We start from the raw sequence: 25,664 nt of genomic DNA on the forward strand, positions 1-25,664 counted from the left end.
AAGCGGTTTACGCTTGAGTAACCTCTTTAGCAACCGCTTTATTTTTTAACTCAAATACTTCAATTTTATGCTCGTTTATAAGTTCATCAACAAAGCAGCTGCGGTTGTTATCATCAGCTATTATGTACACTTTATGTTTAGCGCGAGTGAGCGCTACATAAAATAAGCGACGCTCTTCACTGTGTGCGTAATTATCTTTTGCGGGTAATAACGCTTCTAAAATCTGAGGTGTTGGCTTAGTGCTCGGAAATCCAAACGCTCCGCCATTCATTGCTAATATAATGACATAATCGGCTTCTTTGCCTTTTGAGCCATGAAACGTATCACACTCAAAATGCAATGCTGAAAACTCTTGCTGTAAAGCACTTATATCGGCCAGTGAAGGTAACTGAAATCGAAACCGTGCAAGTAAATACACAGTGACAGGCTTGCCTGAATGACCCTTAATCCCCTGTAGTAAATGCTTAATTGCACCATTATTTAGCTCCGCTATTTTGGTGTTTTTAGCTGAGCCACTTTTCACTGTTTTTAGCACGCTAACGGCGGGTTTAGTTACCTTTACAACTGAGTGAATGTCTTTAGCTAACTGCGCTGGGTTTTTCATAATAAAACCTGCGGCAACCTCGCCAATTTTATTATTAAAGCGAAAGGTCCTATCTAATAGAGTTTGTGTTGTAAAGCCAAAATGTGCGGCAAACTCGGTAGTAAGTCGCATATCTGCACCACTAAAACGGTAAATAGCTTGCCAATCGTCTCCCACTGCAAACAGTGAACTATTCGGTTTACTATCGCGCAGCGCTTTTACAAGTTTAGCTCGCAGCGGTGATATATCTTGAAATTCATCCACCATGATATAACGCCAAGGCGATGTAAACTTTCCTGTGTTTACATAATCGAGGGCTTTAATGATCATATCGTCGAAATCTATTTCGCCCTGTGTGCGTAAATAATGGTTATAGTTGGCTAACAACGGCTTTAATAATTTCCAGGCTTGCTGTATCTGCTTTGAATCACTCTCAAGTGTTATATTTGCGGTTTTATACACGCTGATTAATTGGCTAAATAAAGTCGCTAACTTGGTTAAATGACCGCCAGTTTTTATTTCTTTTAGAAGCGCTATATGATTGGGCTTTGCAGCACTTAATTCAAGCCCACTTTTAACATCATAAAGAGTATTATTTATATAATTTACCAATGCTTTAGCATATTGTGGTTTAGCATTGGCAAGCGATTCAAAACATCTTTCAACCCATTTTATTTTAGCCTTTTCGTTTTCAGCGAGTTTAGATATTTTAGGTGGCTTGCCCTCAACCTCGCTAATAATGGTTAAGCCGACGCTGTGAAATGTGGCCGCTTTAATGGACTCAGTGCCCAACTTTTGTTTAATTCGTTCATCCATTTCGCAAGCAGCTTGCTTACCATAGGCGAGTAATAAAATATCGCTGTAATTAGCCTGTTCACTATTAACCAAGTAGCCCGCTCTGGCCACCAACACACTGGTTTTCCCTGTACCAGCCCCTGCTAGCACTAAGTTATTATCGTCATCTATGATGCAAGCTCGACGTTGTTGCTCAGTGAGTGGGTTTGTTTCAACACTATTGAAAAAATCGTTATAGCGCTCTAATTGTGATTGAGTGTATTTATGCTGAAAAAAACGAGTGAGTAAATCGCTCCACTGACTGTATTGTTCAAGCAATTTTATTTGTGTGCTGACTGGTGCTAGAACATCGCTGCTTTTTATCCAAGGTAGCCAACGTTTATATTGCTCATCTACCCGTTTTTTTATATCAGCCACATATGATTGGCGCAAAAACTGAGTGTGAGCAAAATGGTTTATTTCACTCAACACCTCATTGAGCACAGCAATATTACTTTTAACCCATAGCATATCAGTATGCGCTTTAAATGCCCTATTACTGCCATAAGCTCTCATCCAGATACGATACTGCTTAGAGCCGTTATTAAATCGCAGTGTTTGCCCAAGCACACCATACTCATAGCGAATAGGCGACGTTAAATCGCACCAACTCAATGTAGTTGTTTGTGTTTTATTGCTGAATACTAAACCTTGTTGGTTTATATCGACAAAGCGATGCGGGGTAAAGATACGGCCAAATACACTAGCCTGAATAGAATTCATTAACAGCAGAATTCCTTTATAAAAATGAACCAATTAGCCATATTTTAAGGGAATACGCCTTGCAAGGATAATAAAACCAATAAAAATTAGCCGTAATGTTTACACGGATTTTATAGCGTATAAAAAACACTCAATTAATTTACCCACCAGCTTGGCATAAACACCACTATGTGACTAATATTTACTCTACATACAGTAAGATAACAAGGATTGAAACATGCGAATAAATTCAATTAGAACTAAAGTCATTTTGCCAATCGCTTTTTTAGCACTGATCCTTGCAGGCTTGCTAGTAGCCATAGCTTCAATTACTTACATACAAGACAACGCTATGAAAAGGCAAACTGAAACCTTTTTTGAAGCTGTTACTGTTATTCTCAATGCCGACAGAGACATATATCAAGCACGTATTGCACTTGAAAATTTACTCAGCGCCGCGGGTGATAGTGAGACGAATAAAGCAGAATTTTTAGAAAACGCAGAGCAAGTAAAGGATCGCTTTAAAAAATACTTAATTTATTTAAAAGATGAAGAGGCATTACTAGCAAAGCATGATTCATTTTCCAACTTTATGCCTTTGTATAATGAATGGGTAAATCATAGTAAAACACTCATTGATACCAACCACTCGCAAGGTAAAATGCAAAGTGATTTAAATAAATCTGAACCTGAATTTATAAAAATCCGCGAAATGATGGATCAGGCCGGTGAAGAGCTTCGCGCTTATACTAATAAACAACAGCAAGATAAGGTGGGGGCTGAGCGTTTAGGGCGTTATGTAGAAGCCATTTCAGAGATACTAAATGCCGATAGAGATATATACCAAGCCCGGCTTGCAAAACAAAAAATAGTAAACCAACACGGTGATTTAGCACAAAATCAAAAAATATTTGAAGAAAACGCAGCCCAAGTTATTCGTCGTTTTCATAGTTACCGTAGTTATTTAATTGACGAGCCGCAGCTAACACAAAAATATGCCAACTTCGATCAGCTTTACCAGCAATGGTATGAGCAAAGCAAAGCCTTGATTTACTCAACTCCTGCAAAGCAAGTCGCTTTAATTGATAATAATTTAGCAAAAGCTGATAAAAGCTTTAACGAATTAAGAAATATACTTGATATTGCAGGAGAAGAAGCACGCACGCATGCCAGAGCTGTAAAACAAGACGTACAACAAAGCATTCAACTTTTTGAAAAAATTGTTTTTATTGTGATTATTATTGCCTTTATTGTCGCTTTAGGTGTGGGCTATTACATTCCGAAAAAGCTAACCGATAATATCAATAATATTACCCTTCGTATTAAAGAAATAGCCGCTGGCGATGGCGATTTAACCCAACGTATTAACACTACATCACACGACGAATTAGCTGATTTAAGCAATGAATTTGATAACTTCTTGAGCCATTTACAAACAATAATAAAAAATATTCAGCAGCAATCAAGCCAACTTGGTGCAGTAACGGGTGATTTAAATGATGTATCTGATACCGCGATGGAAGTAACCCAAAAACTTGCTAATGCCTCTGAGTCAATAGTCAGTGCGGGTCATGAAATGGACATGGCCAATCAACAAATGGCAGAGCTTGCAAAAAATACCGCGCAGGAAGCCGATATATCTAGCGAGCAGGTAAAGCAAGGTGTTCAAGCTATTGATGTGTCTAGCAAAGCGATTGAAGACTTAGCTAACGATATTAAGTCTGCATTAGCGAATTCGGTTGAACTAGAAAGTAGCTCTACCGATATAACCTCCGTTCTTGAAGTGATACGGAATATAGCAGAGCAAACAAACTTATTAGCTTTAAATGCAGCGATTGAAGCCGCTAGAGCCGGCGAGCAAGGCCGTGGATTTGCCGTGGTAGCTGATGAGGTAAGAACGCTTGCCACACGAACTCAACAAAGCACAGACGAAATTGATACCATGATCCAACGCTTAAATGACAATGTTAAAGCGTCGTCTGATTCAATTAAAAATAGCCAAACTAATGCCAATACCACCTTAACCAACTTTGACTCAGTAATTACCATTTTTAATAGCCTGACCCACGCATTTGAAAAAGTGCAGCAAATGTCGGCCGAAACCGCACAAGCTACACAAGAGCAGTCACATGTGGCTAACGAAATAAATCGAAATTTAGTGTCATTAAAAGAGCAATCTGCACAAATGAAACAAATTTCATCGCAAACTACGCAACAATCTAAAAATGTATCGGCTTTATATAAGCAAATGAAATCGCAAGTGGAAAGCTTTAAAGTATGAACAAGTAACAATTACAAAGTTAAGCGCACGTAAATTGCGCTTAACTTTTGCTATCGATAATAATCAATTCACATTCAGTGGTTGCCGTTAAAGTGATGGTTTTAGTCTGTGTAACTTCTGCGCCATCACCTTTATTCATGTTAACTGAGGCTGACTCATCGCTAATAATAAACTCTCCTGCCGATGCCAGTACATAGGCTTGATGATCAATCGGCTGTGTTATTAACGTGCCTTTTGCCAGCTTACCACCATAAATACGCGCCTGCTGATTAATAAACAGTGCACTATCGGCATCTTTTGGATAACCTGAAACCAGTAAGCTAAGGCGGCTTGCAGCTTGCGTAGGAAACTTTTTACTTTCCCAACGCGGCTCAACATTGTGTTGATTACTCTGAATCCAAATTTGATAAAACGTTAGTGGTTCATCTGTTAGGTTATATTCTGAGTGGGTAATGCCTGTGCCTGCACTCATTACCTGCACCTCACCTTGCTCAGTGATCCCTTTGTTGCCCATACTATCTTGATGAGTAATGGCACCACTACGGATAAAACTAATAATTTCCATATTTCTATGTGGGTGCGCACCAAACCCCATACCTGGGGCCACCCAGTCATCATTAACTACACGCAAAGTGCCAAATCCCATACGCGCAGGATTATAGTAATTCGCAAAACTAAAATGGTGCTTTGACTTAAGCCAACCATGATCAGCATTGCCTAAGCTATTTTTTGGGTAATGAGTAAGCATATTTTTTCCTATACGTTATCTCTGCGTCATTTAGTATTGACGGTCTCGATCATGGGCAGCATCAAACGTGTGTTTAGCACCTAAAGGCACAATTTGCGTTGGGTTAATGGTTACGTGACTGACGTAGTAATGCACCTTTGTGTATTCTAAATCGACCGTTTCCTTTACCCCAGGTACTTGGTAAAGCTCATTAATATAGTTACTAAGATGATGAAACTCACTTAACTTTTCTCGATTACACTTAAAGTGCCCGTGATACACAGCATCAAAGCGGATAAGTGTGGTAAATAATCGCCAATCGGCTTCAGTGAGTTTATCGCCCACTAAGTAACGCTGTTTTGCTAATCGAGTTTCTAACCAATCTAAGCTATCAAACAAGGCGGTGTAAGCTTCGTTGTAAGCTTCTTGAGTTGTAGCAAAACCGGCTTTATACACCCCATTGTTAATGGTGTTATAGACACGGTTATTCACTGTTTCTATTTCTTCACGTAGCGCATCTGGATAATAATCGTCGGTGTTACCAGTAAGCTCATTAAACGCACTATTAAACATGCGAATTATTTCTATTGATTCGTTGTTTACAATAGTCTGCGTTTTTTTATCCCATAAAATAGGCACGGTAACACGCCCTTCATAGCTAGGGTCGGCTTTTAAATACAATTGATAAGCGTAATCTAAGTTATAAAGTGGATCGCCCTGCTCGCCAAATTCCCAACCGTTTTCCATCATGGGGGCTTCAACAATACTCATAGAAATAATGTCTTCGAGCTGCTTTAATTTACGAAATATAATGGTGCGGTGCGCCCAAGGGCAAGCCAAGGATACATATAAATGATAGCGACCCGCTTCTGGTTTAAATTTACTGTTTTGCGCTGATGAAATCGTATCTCTAAAGCGGCTATCTTGGCGTACAAATTTACCGTCGCTTTTTTCAGTGTCATACCATTTATCGACCCATTCACCGTTAACAAGTAATCCCATGTCCGTCTCCTTAGTTTATAGAGTGTGCCAACCTTACGCAGGTTGGCTGCTTAAAGTTCAATCACTTATGTGATCAGCTTATTGATTTAATTTGTTATGAATTTTTCCATCAAGGGATAGCTTTCCAGCTCCTTGGATCAGTAAAGCTAGGGTAATGGCTAACAGCGATAACGCAAATTCATAACCGTTATTGCTCATAAATAAACCGTTATCTATGTGTGTGGTAAAAATAGCAACTACCATAGTGATAGCCAGTACAAAACTCGCAGGACGCACCAGCAAACCAACGATGAGTAGTAACCCACCAAAAAATTCAGCGCCACCGGCCATTAATGCCATTAAATAGCCCGGTGCTAAGCCAATCGACTCCATCCATTGCCCTGTGCCTTCCAAGCCATAGCCGCCAAACCACGCAAACAGTTTTTGTGCACCATGAGCACTAAACACTAATCCTGCAATAAGCCTTAATGGTAGTGTTGCAAAAGACTGTTCAGTTTTTGTGATGGCAGCTGTGATATTTTTAATCGTCATAGTTTTAACCTGTATTGTTCCAATTGAGTATGCAGCTATTGTATAGGTTGAATTAAAATTAAATAACTCCTATTATTTGCTCTATATGTTCAAATATTTTGAACAGTTAATATTGGGTATCATTATGAATACACCCCCTATAAGCATAGAAGCTTTACTGGTACTGGACGCCATTGAGCATCGTGGCAGTTACGCAGCCGCTGCAGAGCAACTTAATAAAGTACCCTCAGCCTTGTCGTATATTGTTAATAAACTTGAAGAGCAATTAAATGTAACCTTGTTTCAGCGCCAAGGTCGACGTGCCGTTTTAACCCCAGCAGGTAAACATTTACTGACCGAGGGGCGTAAAGTACTCAATGCTATAAATAATTTATCGGAGCAAACACAAACCATAGCTAATGGCTGGGAGCCACGGATACGTATTGCCTATGACTCTATTTTTGACATAAGTGACGTATTCAAAAATCTACAGCTATTTTTAAATGAGCATAAAAATATCGAGATAGACATTAAAGAGGAAGTACTTAATGGCACTTGGGAGGCTTTAATTGAGGATGATGTTGATTTAGTGATTGGCGCACCGGCCCCTGTACCTAATCAAAAGGGGATCAGAGCGGTAAAAATAGCTGATATTCAAAATGTTCTGGTGGTTCACCCTAACCACCCGTTAGCGCTACTAAAAACCCCCATTGAGCCCAGCGAACTCGGTCAATACACCACGGTTATAGTGCATGACTCAGCAAAGCAAGGTATTCCGTGGTCAGCTAACTTAATCGAAGGTAATCAGCGTTTTTATGTAAGTTCTGTAAGCCAAAAAATAACCGCTATTTTATCCGCTATTGGTATTGGTTATTTACCTGTAAACCTTATTACTGAGCATATAAAAGCTAACAAACTGCATGTTGTGGAACTTACCGAGCCACGCCCAACTCAAGACTTATACCTTGCATGGAAAATAACTAACAAAGGTAAAGGGCTGAAACAGCTGACCCAAATTATTCTAAATAGTGTTTAACCCTAATAAACGCAAAAAGCCCATGCCAAAACAGCATGGGCTTTTTGAAACTGTAATAAATATTACAGCGCGAGATCTTGCTTAGCGCGCGTTAAATTGTGCGACACTAACTCGTTACCTGACATTTGTTGTGCTTCGTAAAAGTCTGATAATGCAGCTGTTTCGTTTTTAGCCATTAAACGTCCTACACCACGGTTACTTAAAGCAAATGAAGTCAGCTCACGTACTTTAAAACGTGGGCCAGTGCTTTGTTGTAATAAAGTAATTGCTTTTGAGCAAATTTCTTCAGCTTGGCTATAATTTTTTGATTTTACATTTAATGCACAATCGTTAAATGCAACTTCGAATTCTTGAGGGGCTGTTTTAGCCTCTTCAATAACCATTAACTTGTAATCACTTTGATCAGCCATTACAGCAGCTGAGCAAGTTAATAAAGAGCCAAGAGCGATGGTTTTGATAAGTGAGCGTTTCATGATTAATTTCCTATTTGGTTAGTCGTGCTTGTTGCCGACAACTAAACTTTAGAGTGTTTACTTAATCTCGACAAACGATTAAAAACAAACCAATAAGTGAAAAAAACTAACCTATAGATTTTAAGCTGCTAAAAAGCGATTAGCAGTTCAAAAAGTCAATCACCTCTTCTTGTAGATCAATATAATCGTCTTCTGACATATTTAATGTTGCTAAAACGTGTTTTTCTATATCATCCCAATCTTTAGTGGTGTCGCCGCGTAAAACACAATTAACCAGATTCTCAGACATTTTTAAAACGCTGTAACACAATTGTTGGTTACTTCCAGTTATGTTACTTAGCATGCTCAAATCGTGATGACGTAAAATAAGCTGACAAATATCTACGGGTAAATGCCAGCTGGTAGCTAAGTAATAACCCACAGTGGCATGATTAGTTCCATATAAACGCTCTTCTATATCTATCAAGCTTTCTTTATGGGTATTATTTGAAGTATGCAAAGCACTCACGTAATTATCAAATTTGATTGCCATTGGCACAATGCCACAATCATGAAACAAACCAAGCGTATACAAGTACTCAACGGGGACATTATTTAGACGTTGTCCAATAATCATGTTTACATCAGCAATTTCTGAGGCGGTATCCCAAAAACGTTCAAGGCTAATACAGCACTCATTTTGGGCGAACATTTGCTTTAGCTTTAGGCTAGGAACTAAAGCTTCAATGCCATTCCAACCTAAAAACATAATGGCTTGTTTAATATTTGACACACTACGAACTAAGCCATAAGCGGGTGAATTAACTATCTTTAAAATAGCGGATGCAATAGCAACATCTTTAGCGATGATTTCTGCGGCGTCTGAAAGCGAGGGCTCTTGTGCAGATGCTAATAATTCAAGATCATTTAAGATTTGCGGTCTTGGTGGAATAATAAAGTTTTTATTTACATCTGATAATACCTGCTCATTAACTACAATCATCGATGTCTAGCCTCCAGCTAAGCTATATGGATTATTTATTTTATTCCATTTGAACTTTTATACTAGAAGTTGATTACTCAATATTCAATATTTTACCTGTTTTTAAAATTAACTATTTGTGGCTTAAGCTTTTATTTTTCATTACTAATGCAACCTAAAAAAACGGCCAATAAAAAAGCCCTCAAATGGTTGGTTAGAGGGCTTAGGAACTAATTTGAACACTTAAAATGGCAGTTAGGCTATACCATGTATCTCTTTCCAATTACCTGGATGAACAACATAACCAAACAATGCATGTCCGCCATATACCAGCTCTGTTCCTTCTGGTATCCAGAGCATTTGCCCTGGCTTAACATGATGAGTTTCGCCATTTGCGGTTAACTCGAAGCAGCCTTCTATAACAAATACAACTTCATCATAAAGTACTGTCCATGCTACTTTTGCACCTTCCCATTTCGCAAAACCAACACCAATATTTGGTGATATTTCAGGGCTAAGTGCACGAGCCACGTAGGCCATGCCAGGCGTATCTCCACGTACATTAAAGTCGAGTAATTTACTGTCTACTAATTTAACCTGTTTCATATTTCACTCCTACTTTGCCATTTGGCAAGTTTAATTCGGCTTTTTACTCCTAAACCAAGCAATGGCTCTGGTGGATTTAAACTTGGCATACCCGTTACCTGCTGAATATCATCAAGCGACTGCGATGTTGCCCCCATAACATAATCAGCAAGCAAAGTACCCGACACAGTTCCCCAAGCAACCCCCACACCGTTATCACAGGCGCTGGCAAACACTCCATCATCGAGTTGACCAAAGAAATTAGTGAAATTTCGCGAAATAGCATAGGTGCCTCCCCACGAATGTGTAAAAGGCACATCGACTAGTTGTGGATAGCGAGCTAAAAATACTTTGCGATGATCGTTTTGAATTTCCTGACGCAACTTATCACTAATGCTGTTGCCATATTTAGCTACATGTTGGTAGGTATTACGAATAATAATACGACGATCAGCGGTCATCCTAAGCGTTGTGCCAGCGTGATCAGCGGGTGTAAGTCCCCAATCAAGTAAACCTGTATACTGCTGCATTTCTTTATCGTTTAGCGGTCGGGTCCAACTAGCAAAAGTCATTACAGGAAGTAATCGATTTTTTAAAAAACCAAACTCACGAGTAAAAATACTTGTACCCAGTAATAACTGAGGTGTTTTAATGCTGCCGTGCTCTCCTTGCAACAGCCACCCGCCTTGCTCTTTCTCCAAGCGCACAATAGGCGAATGCTCAAATACCTCAATGTTTTTTGGTAAGTTAGCGCCTAAACCACAGGCTAGTGCTGCGGGTTGAACCAAGTACCCCCCCGGGGTGTAAATAGCACGGCTGTAGTAATTAGTGCCTAATACTTTTGCCAAATCAGTGCCAGTAACATGCTCAAATGGTTCGCCTAAATCGGTCATAAGATGTTCGAAGTGATCAAGGTAAGCTTCACCCCTAGCGCCTACTGCACCTTGGTATTTACCCGCAGCCGACCACTGGCAATCAATGTTGTATTTAGCAACAAAAGAAGCAAGCTGATCAATCGCGAAACGGTTAAGTGACAGTAATCTTTGCTTATGTGCAGGATCTGGGTGCTCAAGAGAGAATTTATGCGGTAAGTCAATCACAAACCCTGAATTACGCCCTGATGCACCTTCGCCTATTCGCTGTGCATCAATTAGGGCAATTCGTGCATTTGGCGCGTGCTCAGCTAAACGGCGTGCCATAGCTAAACCAGCAAAACCAGCGCCTAAAACCACGTAGTCAGCCTTTTGTGCCCCCGTTAAAAGCGCTTGTTTAGGCTGCTTTGGTAAAGCGTTATACCAGCCACAGGTATTATCATCATGCGGTAAATGAATCATATTTTACTCCGTTGCTGCTAGGTTATTTAAACTTATTTGCTCTAACCAATAACTGCGGTTAGCCTGTACTTGTTTACCTAACAGAGCAAAACCAAGTACTTGCTCATTAGCATCATTAAATACAGCCACTAACTCTTCACCTTGTTGTTTTATATGCCACTGACCTTGCGCCATAGGTGGTACAGGAAAAATAGTTAACGGCATAATAGGGGTTTTAACAATAACGGGGCTCGGCAAAAATTTGGCGTTAGTTACATTGCCCAACAGGCTATTGACTAAAGCAGGTAGAATTTGATTTATGGGTGCAATATATGGCTGCCATCCTTGTGATGTTTGCGCACAGTCACCTAATGCAAAAATAGCAGGGCGACTGGTTTGGCCATCGTCATTTACTTTAATACCACGCTCAACTTCTAATCCAGCTTGCTCAGCAAGCGTTACATTTGGCACTAATCCTACCGCAGATAGCACCACGTCAACTTCAATCACTTGACCACTATTTAAGTGTAATAATGAAACAGAGTCGTTGACTTCAATACGGTTGATACTATCTTCTAAATACCATGATACCCCCAAGTCTGCTAACTTTTGCTGTAAGGCTTCGCCGACTACTTGTGGGATCAGTCGATACATTGGCCACTGCCCTAAACCGATGACACTCACTTCATAGCCTTTGGCGCTCAAGTCATTTGCAAATTCACAGCCAATTAACCCATCGCCTAAAATAGCAACTCGCTTTTTACTATCAAGTTTTGCTCTCAATTGTGCATAATCGTGCAAATCATTCACACTTAGTACTTCTGAGGCGTCTCCAGCAATTGGAATTTTAATTGCTGACGCGCCTGTCGCTAGTACTAAACGCCCATACTTATAACGCCCTATGCTGGTGATAAGAGAGTGATTATCTGCATCTATTCGTTCAACACGTGTATGCGGATAAACACGAATATTAAGACGCTGCTCCCACTCAAGTGCGGCTTCGTTTTGTAAATCAGCTGCGCTTTTCCCCATTGCAAAAGCATTCGAAAGTGCAGGTTTGCTGTAAAGTGCGCCGTCATCAGCGGTGAATACGGTAATAGCTACGGTTGATGATTGTTTACGTAATGCAGCCGCTACTTGATAACCACTGTGGCCACTACCAATGATAACAATTGGGCCTTGCGGTTCATCAACAATGGTCTCAGAAACACGAGTGTGTTGAACAACAGCTGGTTCAGTTACTTCATCTTCAGTTATTTCGATCATTTCAAAATCGGCTTTGCCCACTAAACAATCTGGACATACCCAATCCTGTGGTACATCCTCCCAAAGGGTGCCTGGAGGAATACCATCAGCAGGCCAACCTTGGGCCTCATCGTAAATGAGGCCACAAATAATACAGAGCCATTTTTTCATTTCTCTATCCTAATAATTTGGATTTAACCCTGTGGGTTATCTACTGCAGAAAGTCACAAATAGATAAACCGTAAGTTTTATAAACTGAGTCGTTGCCACTCGTTATAAACGTATAGCAATATTGCGTGTTTGCATGTAGCTGTAGATGGCTTCTTGACCTTTTTCTCGGCCAAAGCCAGACAATCCAACTCCGCCAAATGGCGTTTCTATGCCACCGGCAAACCATTCATTTATAAAAACTTGTCCACCACGAAGTTGCTGAGCCACTTGTAATGTTTGGTTAAGTGCTTCACCAAATACGCCTGCTACTAAACCAAATTCAGTGCCATTAGCTATTTTTACAGCCTGTTGCTCATCTTCAAATGGCATAATAACCAATACAGGACCAAATACTTCTTGTTGAGATATGGACATATCAGGGGTTGCTTCGATCACAGTTGGAGCAACATAGTAACCTGCCAAATCAGGTGCATAGCCACCACATAAAATAGTTGCCCCCTCTTTTTTAGCTTGTTCAATCATTGCCAATACACTGATTTGTTGCGCTTGAGAAACCACGGGCGTTAAATCAGCCTGCTCTTCACCTGAGCCGATCACTAAATTTTCAGCCATAGTAACCACTGCCGATTTAATCTCTTCGTAACGAGCTTTATCTACCAGTAAACGCGACATTGCAGAGCACACTTGTCCAGCATTAAAGAAAATACCTGTTTGCACACTGCTGATAACTTTCTCAGTAGCCGCATCTTTAAGAACAATAGCTGCAGATTTACCACCCAATTCCATTACAGAAGGTGTTGCACGCTCAGCTGCACCTTTTAGAATACGTTGCCCAGTGGGCACTGAACCGGTAAAAACAATTTGATTAACATCATTATGCTCAACTAGGTGGCTCCCCACTACTGAACCCTTACCACACAACAGGTTAATAGCGCCTCTTGGAAAGCCAACACTTTCGAGTGCTCTGACTAAATACACCATACCAACAGGCGAAATTTCGGGTGACTTAATGACTACTGCATTACCCGCTGCCAGCGCTGGAGCTAAAGAGCGAGCACAGATTGAAACTGGGAAATTCCAAGGTACAATTTGTACCGATACACCCATAGGGATATATTGCGTAAAATCGATATAGTTTTTACCTAAAGGAATCGACGTACCTTCGAGTTTGTCAGCCATGCCGCCATAGTATTCAAAATAACGAGCAGCCTCTAAAAACTCATCTTTTGCATCCGCTAAGGTTTTACCGTTTTCTCTGCACAGAGCTAAAGCACCTTCATCAGCTATCTCTTTGATAGCTTTTGCTGCATCAAGCATCCACGTTGTGCGCACAGCTGGTCGTACATCGCTCAATAGTCCACGGCTTATGCATTGTCTGGCGGCTAGCATCGCATTGTTTGCATCATCAACGCTGGCACTTGCAATCGTGCTATATTCCTGTGCCGTGGCGGGGTTTATTACCGAAATATGAGTGTGAGAATCACACCACTGGCCATTAATGAAATTAAGATAATGAGTCATAATTAAGCCTCCGTCACAGATTTCACTTGTTTGGCAAGCCAAATTTGGAAAAAGTGTGTTGGTGTATCCATTTCAGGTGAAAAAGCCCCACCACCAAAACCAGGTGAGTACCGTCCTTGCTGCATTCCTTCAACTGCGCCAATATCTTCACCAAACACCACACGCCATGATTCAAGTGTTGCAGTACGACACGCCGCATACTCATCTTTAGTTGCCTCATCACTAATATAGAAAATACGTAAACGTTCGATAGTTTTATCTGTACTAATTGGGTCGATCATCATTGCAAAAGCGTGATCAGCTTGAATACCAATAAGTACATTTGGAAATAAAGCAACATATTCAGCATGGCGTAGCTTTTCCTCAGGCCAGCTTGGGAATTTTGGTAAGTGTGTACCAGCAGTATCAGAAAGGTTATATTTATAGCTACCTTGACCAGAAAAACGCTCATCGAACATGATATTGTAGTGATCTTCTAATTTAGAATAAGTATTTAACGCTGGATGTACCCAAGGTAAATGATAGGCTTCACAGAAGTTTTCTATGGTTAACTTCCAGTTACTTTTTACTTCAATTTCTAAGTGTCCGCCCATATTGGCACGACGTAATAAACTCAAACCATCGTCACCTAAAAACTCTTGCCAACGCTGTGTTAAAGGAGCTATATGTTCATCGAAAGAACTCGCCTCGCCAGATAGATTAATGAATACCATACCCATCCAAATAGCTGAGCGGATTGCTTTTAGCCCATGCTTTTCACATGCAAAACGTTCATCGTTATGCTTACCGATGCCACCTAAATGTGGAGTGCCTTTTAAGCTTCCATTTAAATCATAGGTCCATGAATGATAAGGGCAGCGGATCATGCCTTGCACTTCTCCTGCTTCATGTACTAACTTCATCCCTCGATGGCTACACACATTATGAAATACCTGCACTTCGCCTTGGCGACTCTTCATCATTAATAAAGGTAAGTCCATAAAATCAATTGGCATAACATAACCGTTTTTGATTAAATCTGATGCAAAACCAACGCACACCCATGTGTTACTAAAAACATGATCACGTTCAAAATTAAAGTACTCAGGATTGGTATACGCCTCGTTAGGCATACCTGTTGCTTCATGTATCGGGTTTAGTACACGATCAATTTGCTTAATAGGAATTATTGTTTGTTTTACAGTGCCCATGCTCATTCTCCGAACGGTGTGTGTTTTAAAAAAATTTAAAGAGCAAAGTTCAATAATTAAAACCCATAGTTTTAACATTAACCTCACGCCCCAAACCCGTAACAACATTCTGTTATCAGATGCGTTGATTTTGATTAACAACAAAGCACTAAACAAACGATAATTTAGCATCTCACTCATGAGTTTTTGTAATGATTAAGAGTGCAATAATATAAATATTGCTTACTGGTTATAAATAAGCGGTAACATCGCATAAGCAAAGCTCATGGATTGATGAGGATTAATCATTTGTAAATTGCCGGTTAATTTTTTAGTTTCTTACCACTTATTTAACAACAACAAAAAAGACAACGGAGCACACACATGAAAAAATCCGTAATTTTGGCTAAGTCTGGTTTTTTAAAGGGATTAAATCCGACGGTGACCATCGCATCGAAGGTAATTCTAATCGCCTTTATTTTATTCATAGTCATACTTGCAAATAAAGCAGGGCAGTATTTTGAAAGCCTTTCGACTTTTTTACTCTACAATATGAAATGGTTTTCTATTGGCTTAGTAACTTTAGTCGTTGGTTTTTTACTTTATTTGATGGTAAGTCGATACGGCCATATTCGACTGAGCGAAAATGACGACGATCAGCCTGAATTTAGTTTTTGGGCATGGATAGCCATGTTATTTTCTGGGGGGATGGGTATTGGACTGGTTTTTTGGTCTGTAGCAGAACCCATGTGGCACTATGCTGCAAACCCATTCACCGAGGGGTTAACCAATGAAGCAGCGTCAATGTCAATGCAGCTTACTTTTTACCATTGGGGACTCCATCCGTGGTCGCTTTTTGTAATTGTTGCCTTAGCCTTGTCTTATTTTTCTTACCGTAAAGGCCTTCCTTTTACCTTTCGCTCTATTTTACACCCACTAGTGGGCGATAGAATTTATGGCCCTATAGGACATGTTGCCGATATTATCACGGTAGCCGTTACAGCCTTCGGCATCGCGCAAACCCTGAGCCTTGGGGTTATTCAAATTAACTCTGGATTACAACAAACGTTTGGGATAGAGGTTAGCCTTGTTACTCAAACTGTGCTTATTATTGTGCTATGTACCATTGCTGTAGGCTCGGTTTTATCGGGCGTTGGTAGAGGAATACGGCTACTCTCACAATGGAATATGTTGCTGTCGTTACTATTAGTATTGATAGTACTTGCAGTGGGTCCGACCCGTTATATTTTAAATGTATTTATGGAAACATCAGGGAATTATGTACAAAATTTAATTTCGATGGGGCTATGGACTGATTCGCAAAATGACTCAGGATGGCAAAGCTCTTGGACCGCTTTTTATTGGCCATGGTGGTTAACTTGGGCACCGTTTGTAGGTATGTTTATTGCACGAATTTCAAAGGGACGTACCATTCGCGAACTTATTGGTGGTGCTTTGGTGGCCCCAACTGTTATTGCCTTTATTTGGCTTTCCGTATTTGGTGGTAGCGCCTTAAAAATGGAGCAAAACGAACGTATTGCTGCACAACAACAAACCGTTGTAACACAAAACAAAGTTACAGAAACAAACGCAGAACCCTTTAGTGGTGGTGTTGTGTTACAAGCAACCAAAGCAGATAGTACACGTGCCCTCTTTACCTTATTTGATAATTTAGACAGTAACTTATTAGGTAAATTACTGAGTATATTAGCCTGTATCTTACTTGCTACTTATTTTATAACCTCAGCCGACTCGGGCACCTTGATATTGTGTATTTTAGATGCTGCAGGTGATACTGAACCACCAACCTCTATTCGTATTTTATGGGGTATAGTTATTGCACTTATTGCATGGGTACTTATTTATGCAGGAGGCCTGCAAGCAATAAAGTATGCGTCAATCATCATTGGCTTCCCTATTTCTATATTTATTTTAATGATGGGTGTTACCTTGTTTTATAGCATTCGCCGTGAACCAAAGCCATGGGCAATGTTGCCGCAACACGTACATCCGTGTAAAGAAAAACTGGATGGCCCTGTGGAGCACTAACTCAATATAATAAGACTAATAAACAAAAAAACCCTGCTAGTTAGCAGGGTTTTTTATTGCGGCGTAATTTATACTAAACCTGTATCACCTACTTCTTCAGGAAGTTGTGTTAATAACCATTCTCTAAAATACTTTACACTCGCAGGTATGCGGCCACCGTTATCTGGCTCTAGTAAAGAAAATTTAGATTCAGTGGCCAATACATGCTCGGTTGGACGCACTAATGCACCACTTTGTAAGTATTCATCAGCCAGAGACCCCCACGCTAATGCAATGCCTTGACCATTAATTGAGGCTTGCAACAACATGGGGTAATTATTTATGTTAATGCGGCTTTTAGGAGCTATCTGCTCAAGTCCAACTCCTGCAAACCACTCATCCCAATTAACCCATCCCATTTGTGTTTCGTCTAAAAATAAAATTGTTTTATTAAAAATATCTTTCGGATCGTTCGGATTACCAATTTTTTCAAGATAGCCAGGACTACAAACTGGAAACACTTCTTCGCAAAACAAAGTAGTCACCTTCATATTAGCTGGAGGCGTGCGACAAAAAAACAATGCTAAATCGCATTCTAAACGGTTTAAATCAACTACATTATCAGACGCTAATATTCTTAAATCAATGTCATCATATTGATTTTGAAACTCAGCAACTTTTGGCAATAACCACAAGGATGCCATTGCATTAGTTGTAGCTACGGTTACTTTTTTATCCCCTTGCCATTTTTTTACCTCTCCTGTTATATCTGCAATATCTAATAAGGAGCGACTTATAGACTGATAATACTGCAGACCAGCTGAGGTTAAATGAATACTGCGGCTTGCACGAGTAAATAAGGCTTTACCTAAATACTCTTCTAACTGTCGTATTTGACGACTTATCGCACCTTGAGTAACGTTAAGCTCATTTGCTGCAAGAGTAAAACTTAGGTGTCGAGCGGATGCTTCAAATGCGACTAGACTGTTTAGCGGTGGCAATGGACTAATTTTCATATAATTTCCTACTGCGTTTCTATCAAAGAAACTAATAACCAATCCATTGAAGGTAAAAGTAAGTACTAAATATATTTTTAAACATTGAGTTAATCAATTACAAATTTGGTAAGGGTTTTAGTGTGGGTAATTAATTAGTTTGTGAAGACATATAAGCACACGCCCAATATGTAGACGTGTGCTTTGAATATTGGTTTAGAAGTAATAGCCAATATTAATGTTAAAGCGACGCTCAGTTTCGCTGCTATCGCCCGCTAATGAACCACCAACAAATGGCATATTTTTACCATGAACTAAGTCAAAGTAAGTAAATAAACCACCAGCAGCTACCGAGAAACCGGTTACGTTCATCCACGTATCTCTGCTGTTGTCTGATTTGTCGTAAATAGCACTATAGTCGTTATAAAACTGTAAGTTTGTTACCGCGCCCCATTGTACCGGTACGCTGTATGCTACGTTTGCACTCGACATTGTTGCCTCTGCCGCCATGCTGTCGTAAAACGAGTAAGCGCCCACAGCAATACGGTTTACGTTATCAATATCGTAGTTATATTCACCGTGTTGAAGTTGTAAGTTCCAAGGGCCCATATTACTGTTTAAATGTAATGCCCACGCGTTGTAGTCACCTGCGCGGTCAACACCATCATGCAAGCCACCAGCGAGTGCCGACACACCTATTTCAGTTTTACCACCTTCATGTTCTAGGTGGTAGCCGTAACGACCTGAGAACGTATTGTACTCGCCTATAGCATTAGTTGGCTCAGCATAAACACCATCTCCAGCTTCTCTAAAGCCAACAATGTCGTAAGAATAGCGATCGCTGCGGTTATCTACATAACCATCAACACCACCTAATTCATCATTTTTGAAAAAACCCAAATCAAGCTGCCAGTTATCAGCAATCTTACGCTTAAATAACACCCCTAAATCGTGGTCGTCTTCAAGGCCAACATAATAGTTAGTGCTGAAAAAGTAGTTATGTGAATTGTATGGCCAGTTACCAAAAGGAACCTTGGTAATACCTGCTTGAACTTGCCAATCATCAGCAAAATCGTAAGCTGCATAAGCGTATTTAACAGCGGTCATATAATCAAAAAAGCGAATTTCAGCGTTTAATTTTACATCACCAACGTCGCCTGAGAAATTTAAGCGAAAAATATCAAAGTCAAAATCGCCGCCGCGATTTTTATTATCGTCATCATACGAAGTATGGCTGTAGTTGGTTCGAACAGCACCACCAACTTTAATTCCCTGAGGCTTGTGTTCATGTTTAGCTACTTTAACTTCAGCTGTATCTTCTTTCACTTCAATGGTGCGTTCGATTGATTTTTCACTTTTTTGCTCTGCTTTCGCAAGTTGCTTTTGCAGCATTTCCACTTGTTTTTGTAAGCTGCTTAATTGCTGCTTTACTTTATCAAGATCTGTATCTGCATGTGCCTGATGTGAAAAAACAACCATAGCCACTGCTAGTGCTAAAGGTTTCATAGGTGTCATAATTTGTCCTTGCTTGCCTTGTTGATATTATTAACTCGAACTTGGTCAGCGTGAGCTAAGTACCTGCTTGATTTTACATGTTGTTTTACAATGATAACGTATTTTTACAACTCTTCAATTACACTTTATGATTTTGCGCAACACACCAGCAACACACAAACTACTTTTTAGCAGGGTAAGCATGACAATTAATCATCATTTTAATAAATAAAAGCAGTAGCTTGCAAAATTAAAGCTTAAAAAATAGCAGGATGATCATGTACCTATTTTTAATGTGTTATTATTTGAGAAATCATATTTAAAACAGCCAGTTTGCTGCTACATATATAAATTGAGGACGCTCAAAAAATGAAAAATAACGATACCTTTAACACGATTGCTACGTTAATTTTTAAACATCTTTATAATAACTTTCCAACTCCAAGTCAGTTAGATCCTGAACAATTAATTAGCGATGCCTCAGATCATCAAGGTGAGCAAATAAAAGGAACAATCGCCTTTCTTCTTCATGAAGAATATATATTTTCGACGCCAAGCGCCGCTTTTTTGCTAACCGAAAAAGGCTTTAGCCACGCTTTGTGCCCTAAATTTTAATCTCACCGTTTAAAAAGCGATACCACAAAAAAAGCCCTAGCAATTAAAGCTAGGGCTTTTTAATGATTTTTAACGTTTATTTTTTCTCTTTTTCTAAACGCTTTTTAAGACTCAAAGCCGCATCTGCAGCCAACAAACGCATAAATTCAGAGCCATTGTTTTGTTCGCCTTGACCCGCACCTATAACAATTTCAGGCACTAAGCGGCTGTTACCTAAGCTATTAAATAAAGCCGTTTGAATTTTAACTTCTGCTTTAAGTGTTTCATCAAACACATATTTAGGATCAAGTGCTGCTGACTTTGCTCGTAAACGTGCTTCAGCTAATACATCCATGCCTAAAGCTTCTAAGCGTTGCTGTTTTAAAATTTCTTCTTGCTCTTTTGCAAGCTCAGCCTTCACTGCAACACGCTGTTGTGCAGAAATAATCGCATTGGCTTTTATTCGCTCTGCATCAATTTGCTCTTTAATTTTTAGCTTTTCAGACTCAGCTCTTTGCTTTGCAATCGCTTGTTCGCCTAATGCAACTTCTGTACGTGCTTGTTGCTCTGCCTTTTTAAGGTTTTGTCTTGCAAGCGCTTCATCTGCTGCAGCTTGCTTTTGCGCCTCTAAGCGCGCATTTACCTTATTTTCGTAATCAATATCAATAATACTCGCATCAACCACCGTGATGCCGTAAGAGCCTAAAATAGGTGCATTACGCAGCGGCTTACCTTCAGCATCTTTCTTTATGTTAATGGTAACGCGTTGTTGCTTACTTAAATTGCTTAAATCGTCAGACTTGTCACGCTCGCCAGTACTAATAATTTGCTCAGTAACAAAAATGCCATTAGTCAGTTGATCAGAAAAATCTTGGCTTAATTGACCATTACCACCTGAGTAATGTTGCTCAACCGACATCATACGTGCCGACGCTTTTACATTTTCTGTAGTGGCACGCATTAAAAGATTAGATATCAGGGTTTCTTGGGAGCCAAATTCTTCATGAATTTTTAATAATCCACGTAAAGCGCCCGACTCACTTGCCGGTACATTACCTGGTAATCTAAAACGTGATACTCCTCTGGCGCCACCTGTCGTGGTATCTAAGAATCGAATAGGAATGAGTGGTACAATGGCACTCGCTGTTGCACTGCTATCGCCGGTAAAGTTAATTGAAATAACTTTTTTATAGGCCGATGTGGTACCAAATGCTTTTAAGTAAGGGCCCGCTTGATTTATTACCGTTAAATTACCAGTAAAAGCTGACTGATGAACTAACCGTTCATCGGCTTCATTCCATGAAATAACCTGCGAAGTTAATGTTGCAATAACTGCTAACACCACAACAACGGATGTTAGTAAAATCACATTACGACGACCAAAACGCGCCATAAATGAAGTGTTTTTTGCCTCAGCGACTGTTTGTTGCTCGCTATCCATTTTTAGTACTCTCCATGTTTAGTTTCTTTTTAACAAAATACGTAATTTCTTGTTCGCTTAAATGCGCACAAAAACTACCCGATCGATGCAAATCTATAAATGTTGCAAGGATCTCTTGTTTGCCTTTAATTGTTTTTTCCTGGTTTTCTTGGGTTTGGTTTTTCTCGCTAAGTTGAGCAATAAGATCATCAATGATGGTGTCTTTATCGAATAACACATTATATTCTTTTGACTTTCTTACTCGGCTCTTACGTACATTGCTGTAAATCACATAAAGCGCCACACACAAAATAATAACAAGCGTACTTAACCCAATAATATAAAAAATCATAACGTCTGCTTATATTAATTGAATAATTAACCCTAACAACAAATGTAACGGTTAAATCACAAATGTTAAGCCGATAATTTTACAGAATAACGACCCAAATAACAGAATTAATACTTGGCTCTTGTATATTTTTGTAAAAATTAAAATAGAAAAGTTTAATATCTGAAGTCTCAACATCAACAACGTTACTTTTAGTGAGTGTGGGTGACAGCCGCTTAGAGTCAACGGTAAACATCTTCTGTTCAAACTTTCATATTGAATATTAAGCCATTTATCCTTTTTAAAATAAGCTAATTTCAAAGTGAAAAATGCAATAGTTTCCGAGTAAAGTTAAAAATATTTAAATTTTTTCTGGCGAAGATCAAAATGCGGCCTACCCTTAGTATGTAAATTAGGTACTGATTATTTGCTCAAAATTAAATCATATGGGCATGCAGTTGATCATTTACGTTACATCAAACCACTTATTAGTGAAAAAGGATATAAAGATGAAAAAATGTAAATACGCAGCATTGCTCGCTTCAGCTATCTATGCACAATACAGTTTTGCTGCAATCGATGAGCTCACTATTTTACAACACACTCAAGAAGCAAAAAAAACCACAATTGCCAAACACGCTAATACCCATGTAAATCTTTCTAGGCAATTTACAATCGAAACAACACAAGGTCCTGTAATTACTCAAACTGTATCGCACCCTAATGCTGATTATATAAAGCTACATTTTAGCCAAGTAGATCTAAATGGTGACGCAAAGTTAGTCGTTAGAAGCGAAGACAACTCAGAGCGATATGAATATAGTAGTAATAATATGGACGCTGCAACAATCGATAGCTTAAACGGAGATGATGGTGTGCATTCATTTTCTTCTATGTCGGTTTCAAATGACAGCGTTATCATTGAATATTATCCTGATCCAAAAAACAGTAAGCAGCAACACCAGTTTGGTGTTATTGATAGCTATTTTTACGGCACTGAAAGTGCCAATATAAATATCAACCAACAAAATAAACCAGCCCCTTTGTCTACCTGCGGTATTAATGAGCGCAAAGACGTGCAGTGTTGGGCTAATTCCAACCCAACAGAGTTTGACCGCAGTCGCCCGGTAGCACGCTTGGTAATAGGTGGGCGCAGCTTATGTACCGGTTGGCGCGTTGGCAGCGATAATAAATTATTTACCAATAACCACTGTATCGAAACTGCATCTGAGCTTGCCTCTACAGAAGTGTGGTTTAACTACCAAAATAAAAGTTGTAATGGGACAACCAGAGAAACCATTGTAAAAGTAACGGGTAAAGAGTTTTTTAAAACTGACTACACACTAGATTACACCCTATTTAGTGTTAATGACTTTGCCAATATTGAACAGTTTGGTTACTTAGGGCTTGATGTGCGAAACGCACAGCAAAGTGAACGTATTTATATTCCGCAACATGGTTCAGGTAATCCTAAGGAGTTGTCGATTGAATCGGATCAAGACACCAATGGTTTGTGCCAAGTTAATGCCCCCTCAACGAATGGGCGTGGAAGTAATACTGATATTGGATACTATTGTGACACTATAGGCGGCTCTTCTGGTTCTCCTGTTGTTGCAGCATCAAGTAATCGTGTTATTGCACTTCATCATTTAGGCGGATGCTACAATAAAGGCGCCAAAATAAGTAAGATTTGGCCCCAAGTCGCAACTTACTTTAATAACACAGTGCCTGTTGGCGATAACGACGGTACTACACCACTGCCACCTACCGCACGTTTTGAATACAACTGTGAACAATTACAGTGTAATTTTGATGCAACAAGCTCCAGCTCAGCAGGTACTATCAATAGCTATAGTTGGAACTTTGGCGATAATCAAACCGATACAGGTGCAACTGTAGTGCATAATTTTGTATCTGAGGGTGATTACGACGTCTCTGTTACTGTGCAAGATAGTAACAATAATACAAACACGCTAACCAAAACGATTAGTGTTTCAAATGGCTCACCAACAGAAGTTGAATTAACTAAAGGGCAAGCATTAACAGGCCAAAGTGCAGCATTAAATCAAGAGACTATTTACTATATTGATGTACCTGCAAATAGCACTAACATCTCAATCGACATAACGGGTGGTTCAGGTGATGCAGACCTCTATGTTAAAAAGAGTACAGTGCCAAGCACAAATAATTACGACTGCCGCCCATTTAGAAATGGTAACACTGAAAGCTGTAATATAAGTCAAGGAGAAGGTCGTTTTTACATTATGCTTAAAGCGTATAACAGCTATCAAAACGTAACAATCCTGGCTAATTATGAAAATAGCGCACCACCTACAGATAATGATACTCGCGTATTAACGTCTCGTGCTTATGGATTTCCAGATTTTTGGCAGCGCTATAGTTATGTAGTACCTACAGGCGCAACCACTGTAAACATAAAAACATTGGGTGGCGAGGGAAATACTAACCTCTATGTTCGAGCGGATGCAGCAGTAACAAAAACACAATATGATTGCTTATCGAACAACAAAGACAACAATGAAAGTTGTATCTTAGAGGTGAGTTCAGGCCAAACATTACAAATCGGCTTGTTAGGTGTTACTAATTACGATTGGGTTAAGCTTGTTGCAACTGCTAAATAATTAATATCATTCCCCTAAAAAAAGCACTGCAGTGAACTTGCAGTGCTTTTTATTTGGGTTTAATTTACTCTTTTAATGCAGGCGTAATAAACATCACAATAAATAAAAAATACCACCTATTACAGAAAGAACTCATAGTTAGTAGTTATTAAAAAACATAATCCGATCTCACTATTGAGTGCATGATAATAGCTTCAAAACTTGTTTAACTACCATTTCTGGCTCATCATTTTGTGGATAGTGGTAACTTTTACGCGTTAGCACTATCTCACCTTGAGGAAAAGCATTAGCCCAGTTTGAATGCAGTTCTCCCCACATTTCACGCCCTTTTTCAGTAAAAAATAATACCGATGGATTTGCATATTTTTTAACTGAGGCAATAACCGTCACGGGAATATCTGCTATTTGTGGATAATCGGGCAAAGGTCGCTTCGACCAAAAGTCTAAATACTGATTCGACATGCCGTTTTTCATATCATCACGTTTTATAGCGGCAATTTCTTTTTCAGCGCGCGGTAAATCAATCTTACGCATAATATCAACATCATGCTCTGAGGCGGGTTCAATTAACATTAACGCTTTAATGTTATCGGGGTAGCTTGCTGCAAATACTCTTGCGATATAAGCACCATAAGAATGCGCCACATAAACTACTGGTTCATCAATTTTTAGTGCTTTAAGTAATAGTAAAGCCTCAGTAGCATACTGCTCTGAGCTATAGTTTTTCTTTATTTGCGCTGAGCCGCCATTGCCAATTCGAGAATAGCGAATTACTTTTGCATGCTTGATAAGCGAGTTATAAATGGGATCCCAATCACTAAGCCCTGCAGAGCCACCCGCCTCAAGTAAAACAGTGTGTTTACCACTACCCGCCATTTCATATTCAATATCAAAGCCATTTACTTTAACTTTAGCAAGCTCAGCAAACACAGCGGTAGAGGTGATTAATAGCCAAAATAGAATCGTTTTTATTATTAGTTTCATATTGTTGAAAGAATATGGAGTGTTGGCTTAAGTTATAACATTAAGCACTATGTTTATAAATAA

Annotated in this window: 21 protein-coding genes; 5 read left to right on the forward strand and 16 right to left on the reverse strand. The window is 39.4% G+C overall.

Features of this window, described 5'->3' with window-relative positions; translation table 11 throughout:
- Positions 1-7: 7 nt before the first annotated feature.
- On the reverse strand, positions 8-2,140 hold the full coding sequence (helD, locus tag CWB77_RS02555; protein ID WP_138621219.1) for a DNA helicase IV: 2,133 nt from the start codon (positions 2,138-2,140) through the stop codon (positions 8-10).
- Between the two features lie 217 nt (positions 2,141-2,357).
- On the opposite strand from helD, the gene CWB77_RS02560 reads away from it, so the two are divergent.
- Entirely contained in the window at positions 2,358-4,400 is a 2,043-nt protein-coding gene (locus CWB77_RS02560) for a methyl-accepting chemotaxis protein (RefSeq protein WP_138621221.1), read from the forward strand.
- Positions 4,401-4,440: 40 nt separating this feature from the next.
- Here the strand turns inward: CWB77_RS02560 and CWB77_RS02565 are convergent, their stop codons facing one another.
- The 3 genes from CWB77_RS02565 to CWB77_RS02575 all read right to left on the reverse strand — a co-directional run bounded on the left by CWB77_RS02565 (position 4,441) and on the right by CWB77_RS02575 (position 6,660).
- Positions 4,441-5,148, reverse strand: a complete 708-nt coding sequence (locus CWB77_RS02565; RefSeq protein WP_138621223.1) for a pirin family protein — start codon at positions 5,146-5,148, stop codon at positions 4,441-4,443.
- Positions 5,149-5,178: 30 nt separating this feature from the next.
- The gene (locus CWB77_RS02570) at positions 5,179-6,129 is read right to left on the reverse strand and encodes a glutathione S-transferase family protein (protein ID WP_138621225.1); all 951 of its coding nucleotides are present in this window, start codon (positions 6,127-6,129) and stop codon (positions 5,179-5,181) included.
- A 78-nt stretch (positions 6,130-6,207) separates the two neighbouring features.
- The gene (locus CWB77_RS02575) at positions 6,208-6,660 is read right to left on the reverse strand and encodes a DoxX family protein (protein ID WP_010390297.1); all 453 of its coding nucleotides are present in this window, start codon (positions 6,658-6,660) and stop codon (positions 6,208-6,210) included.
- A gap of 124 nt (positions 6,661-6,784) precedes the next feature.
- Between CWB77_RS02575 and CWB77_RS02580 the strand changes: the two genes are divergently transcribed.
- Positions 6,785-7,675 carry a LysR substrate-binding domain-containing protein gene (locus CWB77_RS02580; RefSeq protein ID WP_138621227.1) on the forward strand — a complete coding sequence of 297 codons (891 nt, stop codon included), beginning with the start codon at positions 6,785-6,787 and terminating at the stop codon, positions 7,673-7,675.
- A 62-nt stretch (positions 7,676-7,737) separates the two neighbouring features.
- Here CWB77_RS02580 and CWB77_RS02585 read toward each other — a convergent pair whose 3' ends face one another.
- The 7 genes from CWB77_RS02585 to CWB77_RS02615 all read right to left on the reverse strand — a co-directional run bounded on the left by CWB77_RS02585 (position 7,738) and on the right by CWB77_RS02615 (position 15,134).
- Positions 7,738-8,148 carry a hypothetical protein gene (locus CWB77_RS02585; RefSeq protein ID WP_010390302.1) on the reverse strand — a complete coding sequence of 137 codons (411 nt, stop codon included), beginning with the start codon at positions 8,146-8,148 and terminating at the stop codon, positions 7,738-7,740.
- A gap of 139 nt (positions 8,149-8,287) precedes the next feature.
- Positions 8,288-9,130 carry an HDOD domain-containing protein gene (locus CWB77_RS02590; RefSeq protein ID WP_010390303.1) on the reverse strand — a complete coding sequence of 281 codons (843 nt, stop codon included), beginning with the start codon at positions 9,128-9,130 and terminating at the stop codon, positions 8,288-8,290.
- 234 nt (positions 9,131-9,364) lie between these two features.
- A complete protein-coding gene (locus tag CWB77_RS02595) occupies positions 9,365-9,715 on the reverse strand; it encodes a EutQ-related cupin domain-containing protein (RefSeq protein ID WP_010390305.1) in 351 nt (116 codons plus the stop codon).
- Positions 9,712-11,028: an NAD(P)/FAD-dependent oxidoreductase gene (locus CWB77_RS02600; RefSeq protein ID WP_138621229.1), complete on the reverse strand. Its 1,317-nt coding sequence runs from the start codon at positions 11,026-11,028 to the stop codon at positions 9,712-9,714. The genes CWB77_RS02595 and CWB77_RS02600 overlap by 4 nt, the downstream gene beginning before the upstream one ends.
- A 3-nt stretch (positions 11,029-11,031) precedes the next feature.
- Positions 11,032-12,423, reverse strand: a complete 1,392-nt coding sequence (locus CWB77_RS02605) for an FAD-dependent oxidoreductase (protein ID WP_138621231.1) — start codon at positions 12,421-12,423, stop codon at positions 11,032-11,034.
- 102 nt (positions 12,424-12,525) lie between these two features.
- Entirely contained in the window at positions 12,526-13,944 is a 1,419-nt protein-coding gene (locus CWB77_RS02610; protein ID WP_010390308.1) for an aldehyde dehydrogenase family protein, read from the reverse strand.
- A gap of 2 nt (positions 13,945-13,946) precedes the next feature.
- Positions 13,947-15,134 (reverse strand): aromatic ring-hydroxylating oxygenase subunit alpha, encoded by a 1,188-nt coding sequence (locus CWB77_RS02615; RefSeq protein ID WP_138621233.1) that lies wholly within the window; start codon positions 15,132-15,134, stop codon positions 13,947-13,949.
- Between the two features lie 363 nt (positions 15,135-15,497).
- Between CWB77_RS02615 and CWB77_RS02620 the strand changes: the two genes are divergently transcribed.
- Positions 15,498-17,162, forward strand: coding sequence for a BCCT family transporter (locus tag CWB77_RS02620; RefSeq protein ID WP_249931418.1), 1,665 nt, complete (start codon positions 15,498-15,500; stop codon positions 17,160-17,162).
- Positions 17,163-17,230: 68 nt separating this feature from the next.
- On the opposite strand, the gene CWB77_RS02625 is transcribed toward CWB77_RS02620, so the two are convergent.
- Both CWB77_RS02625 and CWB77_RS02630 read right to left on the reverse strand, forming a co-directional pair.
- Positions 17,231-18,157, reverse strand: a complete 927-nt coding sequence (locus tag CWB77_RS02625) for a LysR substrate-binding domain-containing protein (RefSeq protein WP_010390313.1) — start codon at positions 18,155-18,157, stop codon at positions 17,231-17,233.
- A gap of 195 nt (positions 18,158-18,352) precedes the next feature.
- Positions 18,353-19,651: a porin gene (locus CWB77_RS02630; protein WP_010390315.1), complete on the reverse strand. Its 1,299-nt coding sequence runs from the start codon at positions 19,649-19,651 to the stop codon at positions 18,353-18,355.
- 348 nt (positions 19,652-19,999) lie between these two features.
- On the opposite strand from CWB77_RS02630, the gene CWB77_RS02635 reads away from it, so the two are divergent.
- Positions 20,000-20,245 (forward strand): hypothetical protein, encoded by a 246-nt coding sequence (locus tag CWB77_RS02635; protein WP_054201077.1) that lies wholly within the window; start codon positions 20,000-20,002, stop codon positions 20,243-20,245.
- 76 nt (positions 20,246-20,321) lie between these two features.
- Here CWB77_RS02635 and CWB77_RS02640 read toward each other — a convergent pair whose 3' ends face one another.
- Together CWB77_RS02640 and CWB77_RS02645 are read right to left on the reverse strand one after the other, a co-directional pair.
- Positions 20,322-21,665 carry an SPFH domain-containing protein gene (locus CWB77_RS02640; RefSeq protein WP_010390318.1) on the reverse strand — a complete coding sequence of 448 codons (1,344 nt, stop codon included), beginning with the start codon at positions 21,663-21,665 and terminating at the stop codon, positions 20,322-20,324.
- Positions 21,658-21,996: a hypothetical protein gene (locus tag CWB77_RS02645; protein WP_010390319.1), complete on the reverse strand. Its 339-nt coding sequence runs from the start codon at positions 21,994-21,996 to the stop codon at positions 21,658-21,660. The genes CWB77_RS02640 and CWB77_RS02645 overlap by 8 nt, the downstream gene beginning before the upstream one ends.
- A 488-nt stretch (positions 21,997-22,484) precedes the next feature.
- On the opposite strand from CWB77_RS02645, the gene CWB77_RS02650 reads away from it, so the two are divergent.
- The gene (locus CWB77_RS02650; RefSeq protein WP_138621235.1) at positions 22,485-24,617 is read left to right on the forward strand and encodes a pre-peptidase C-terminal domain-containing protein; all 2,133 of its coding nucleotides are present in this window, start codon (positions 22,485-22,487) and stop codon (positions 24,615-24,617) included.
- A gap of 171 nt (positions 24,618-24,788) precedes the next feature.
- Here CWB77_RS02650 and CWB77_RS02655 read toward each other — a convergent pair whose 3' ends face one another.
- Positions 24,789-25,601 carry an alpha/beta fold hydrolase gene (locus CWB77_RS02655; protein ID WP_138621237.1) on the reverse strand — a complete coding sequence of 271 codons (813 nt, stop codon included), beginning with the start codon at positions 25,599-25,601 and terminating at the stop codon, positions 24,789-24,791.
- Positions 25,602-25,664: the final 63 nt, after the last annotated feature.

It is taken from the genome of Pseudoalteromonas sp. S1610 (assembly GCF_005887465.1).
GTDB classification, from domain to species: domain Bacteria; phylum Pseudomonadota; class Gammaproteobacteria; order Enterobacterales; family Alteromonadaceae; genus Pseudoalteromonas; species Pseudoalteromonas undina.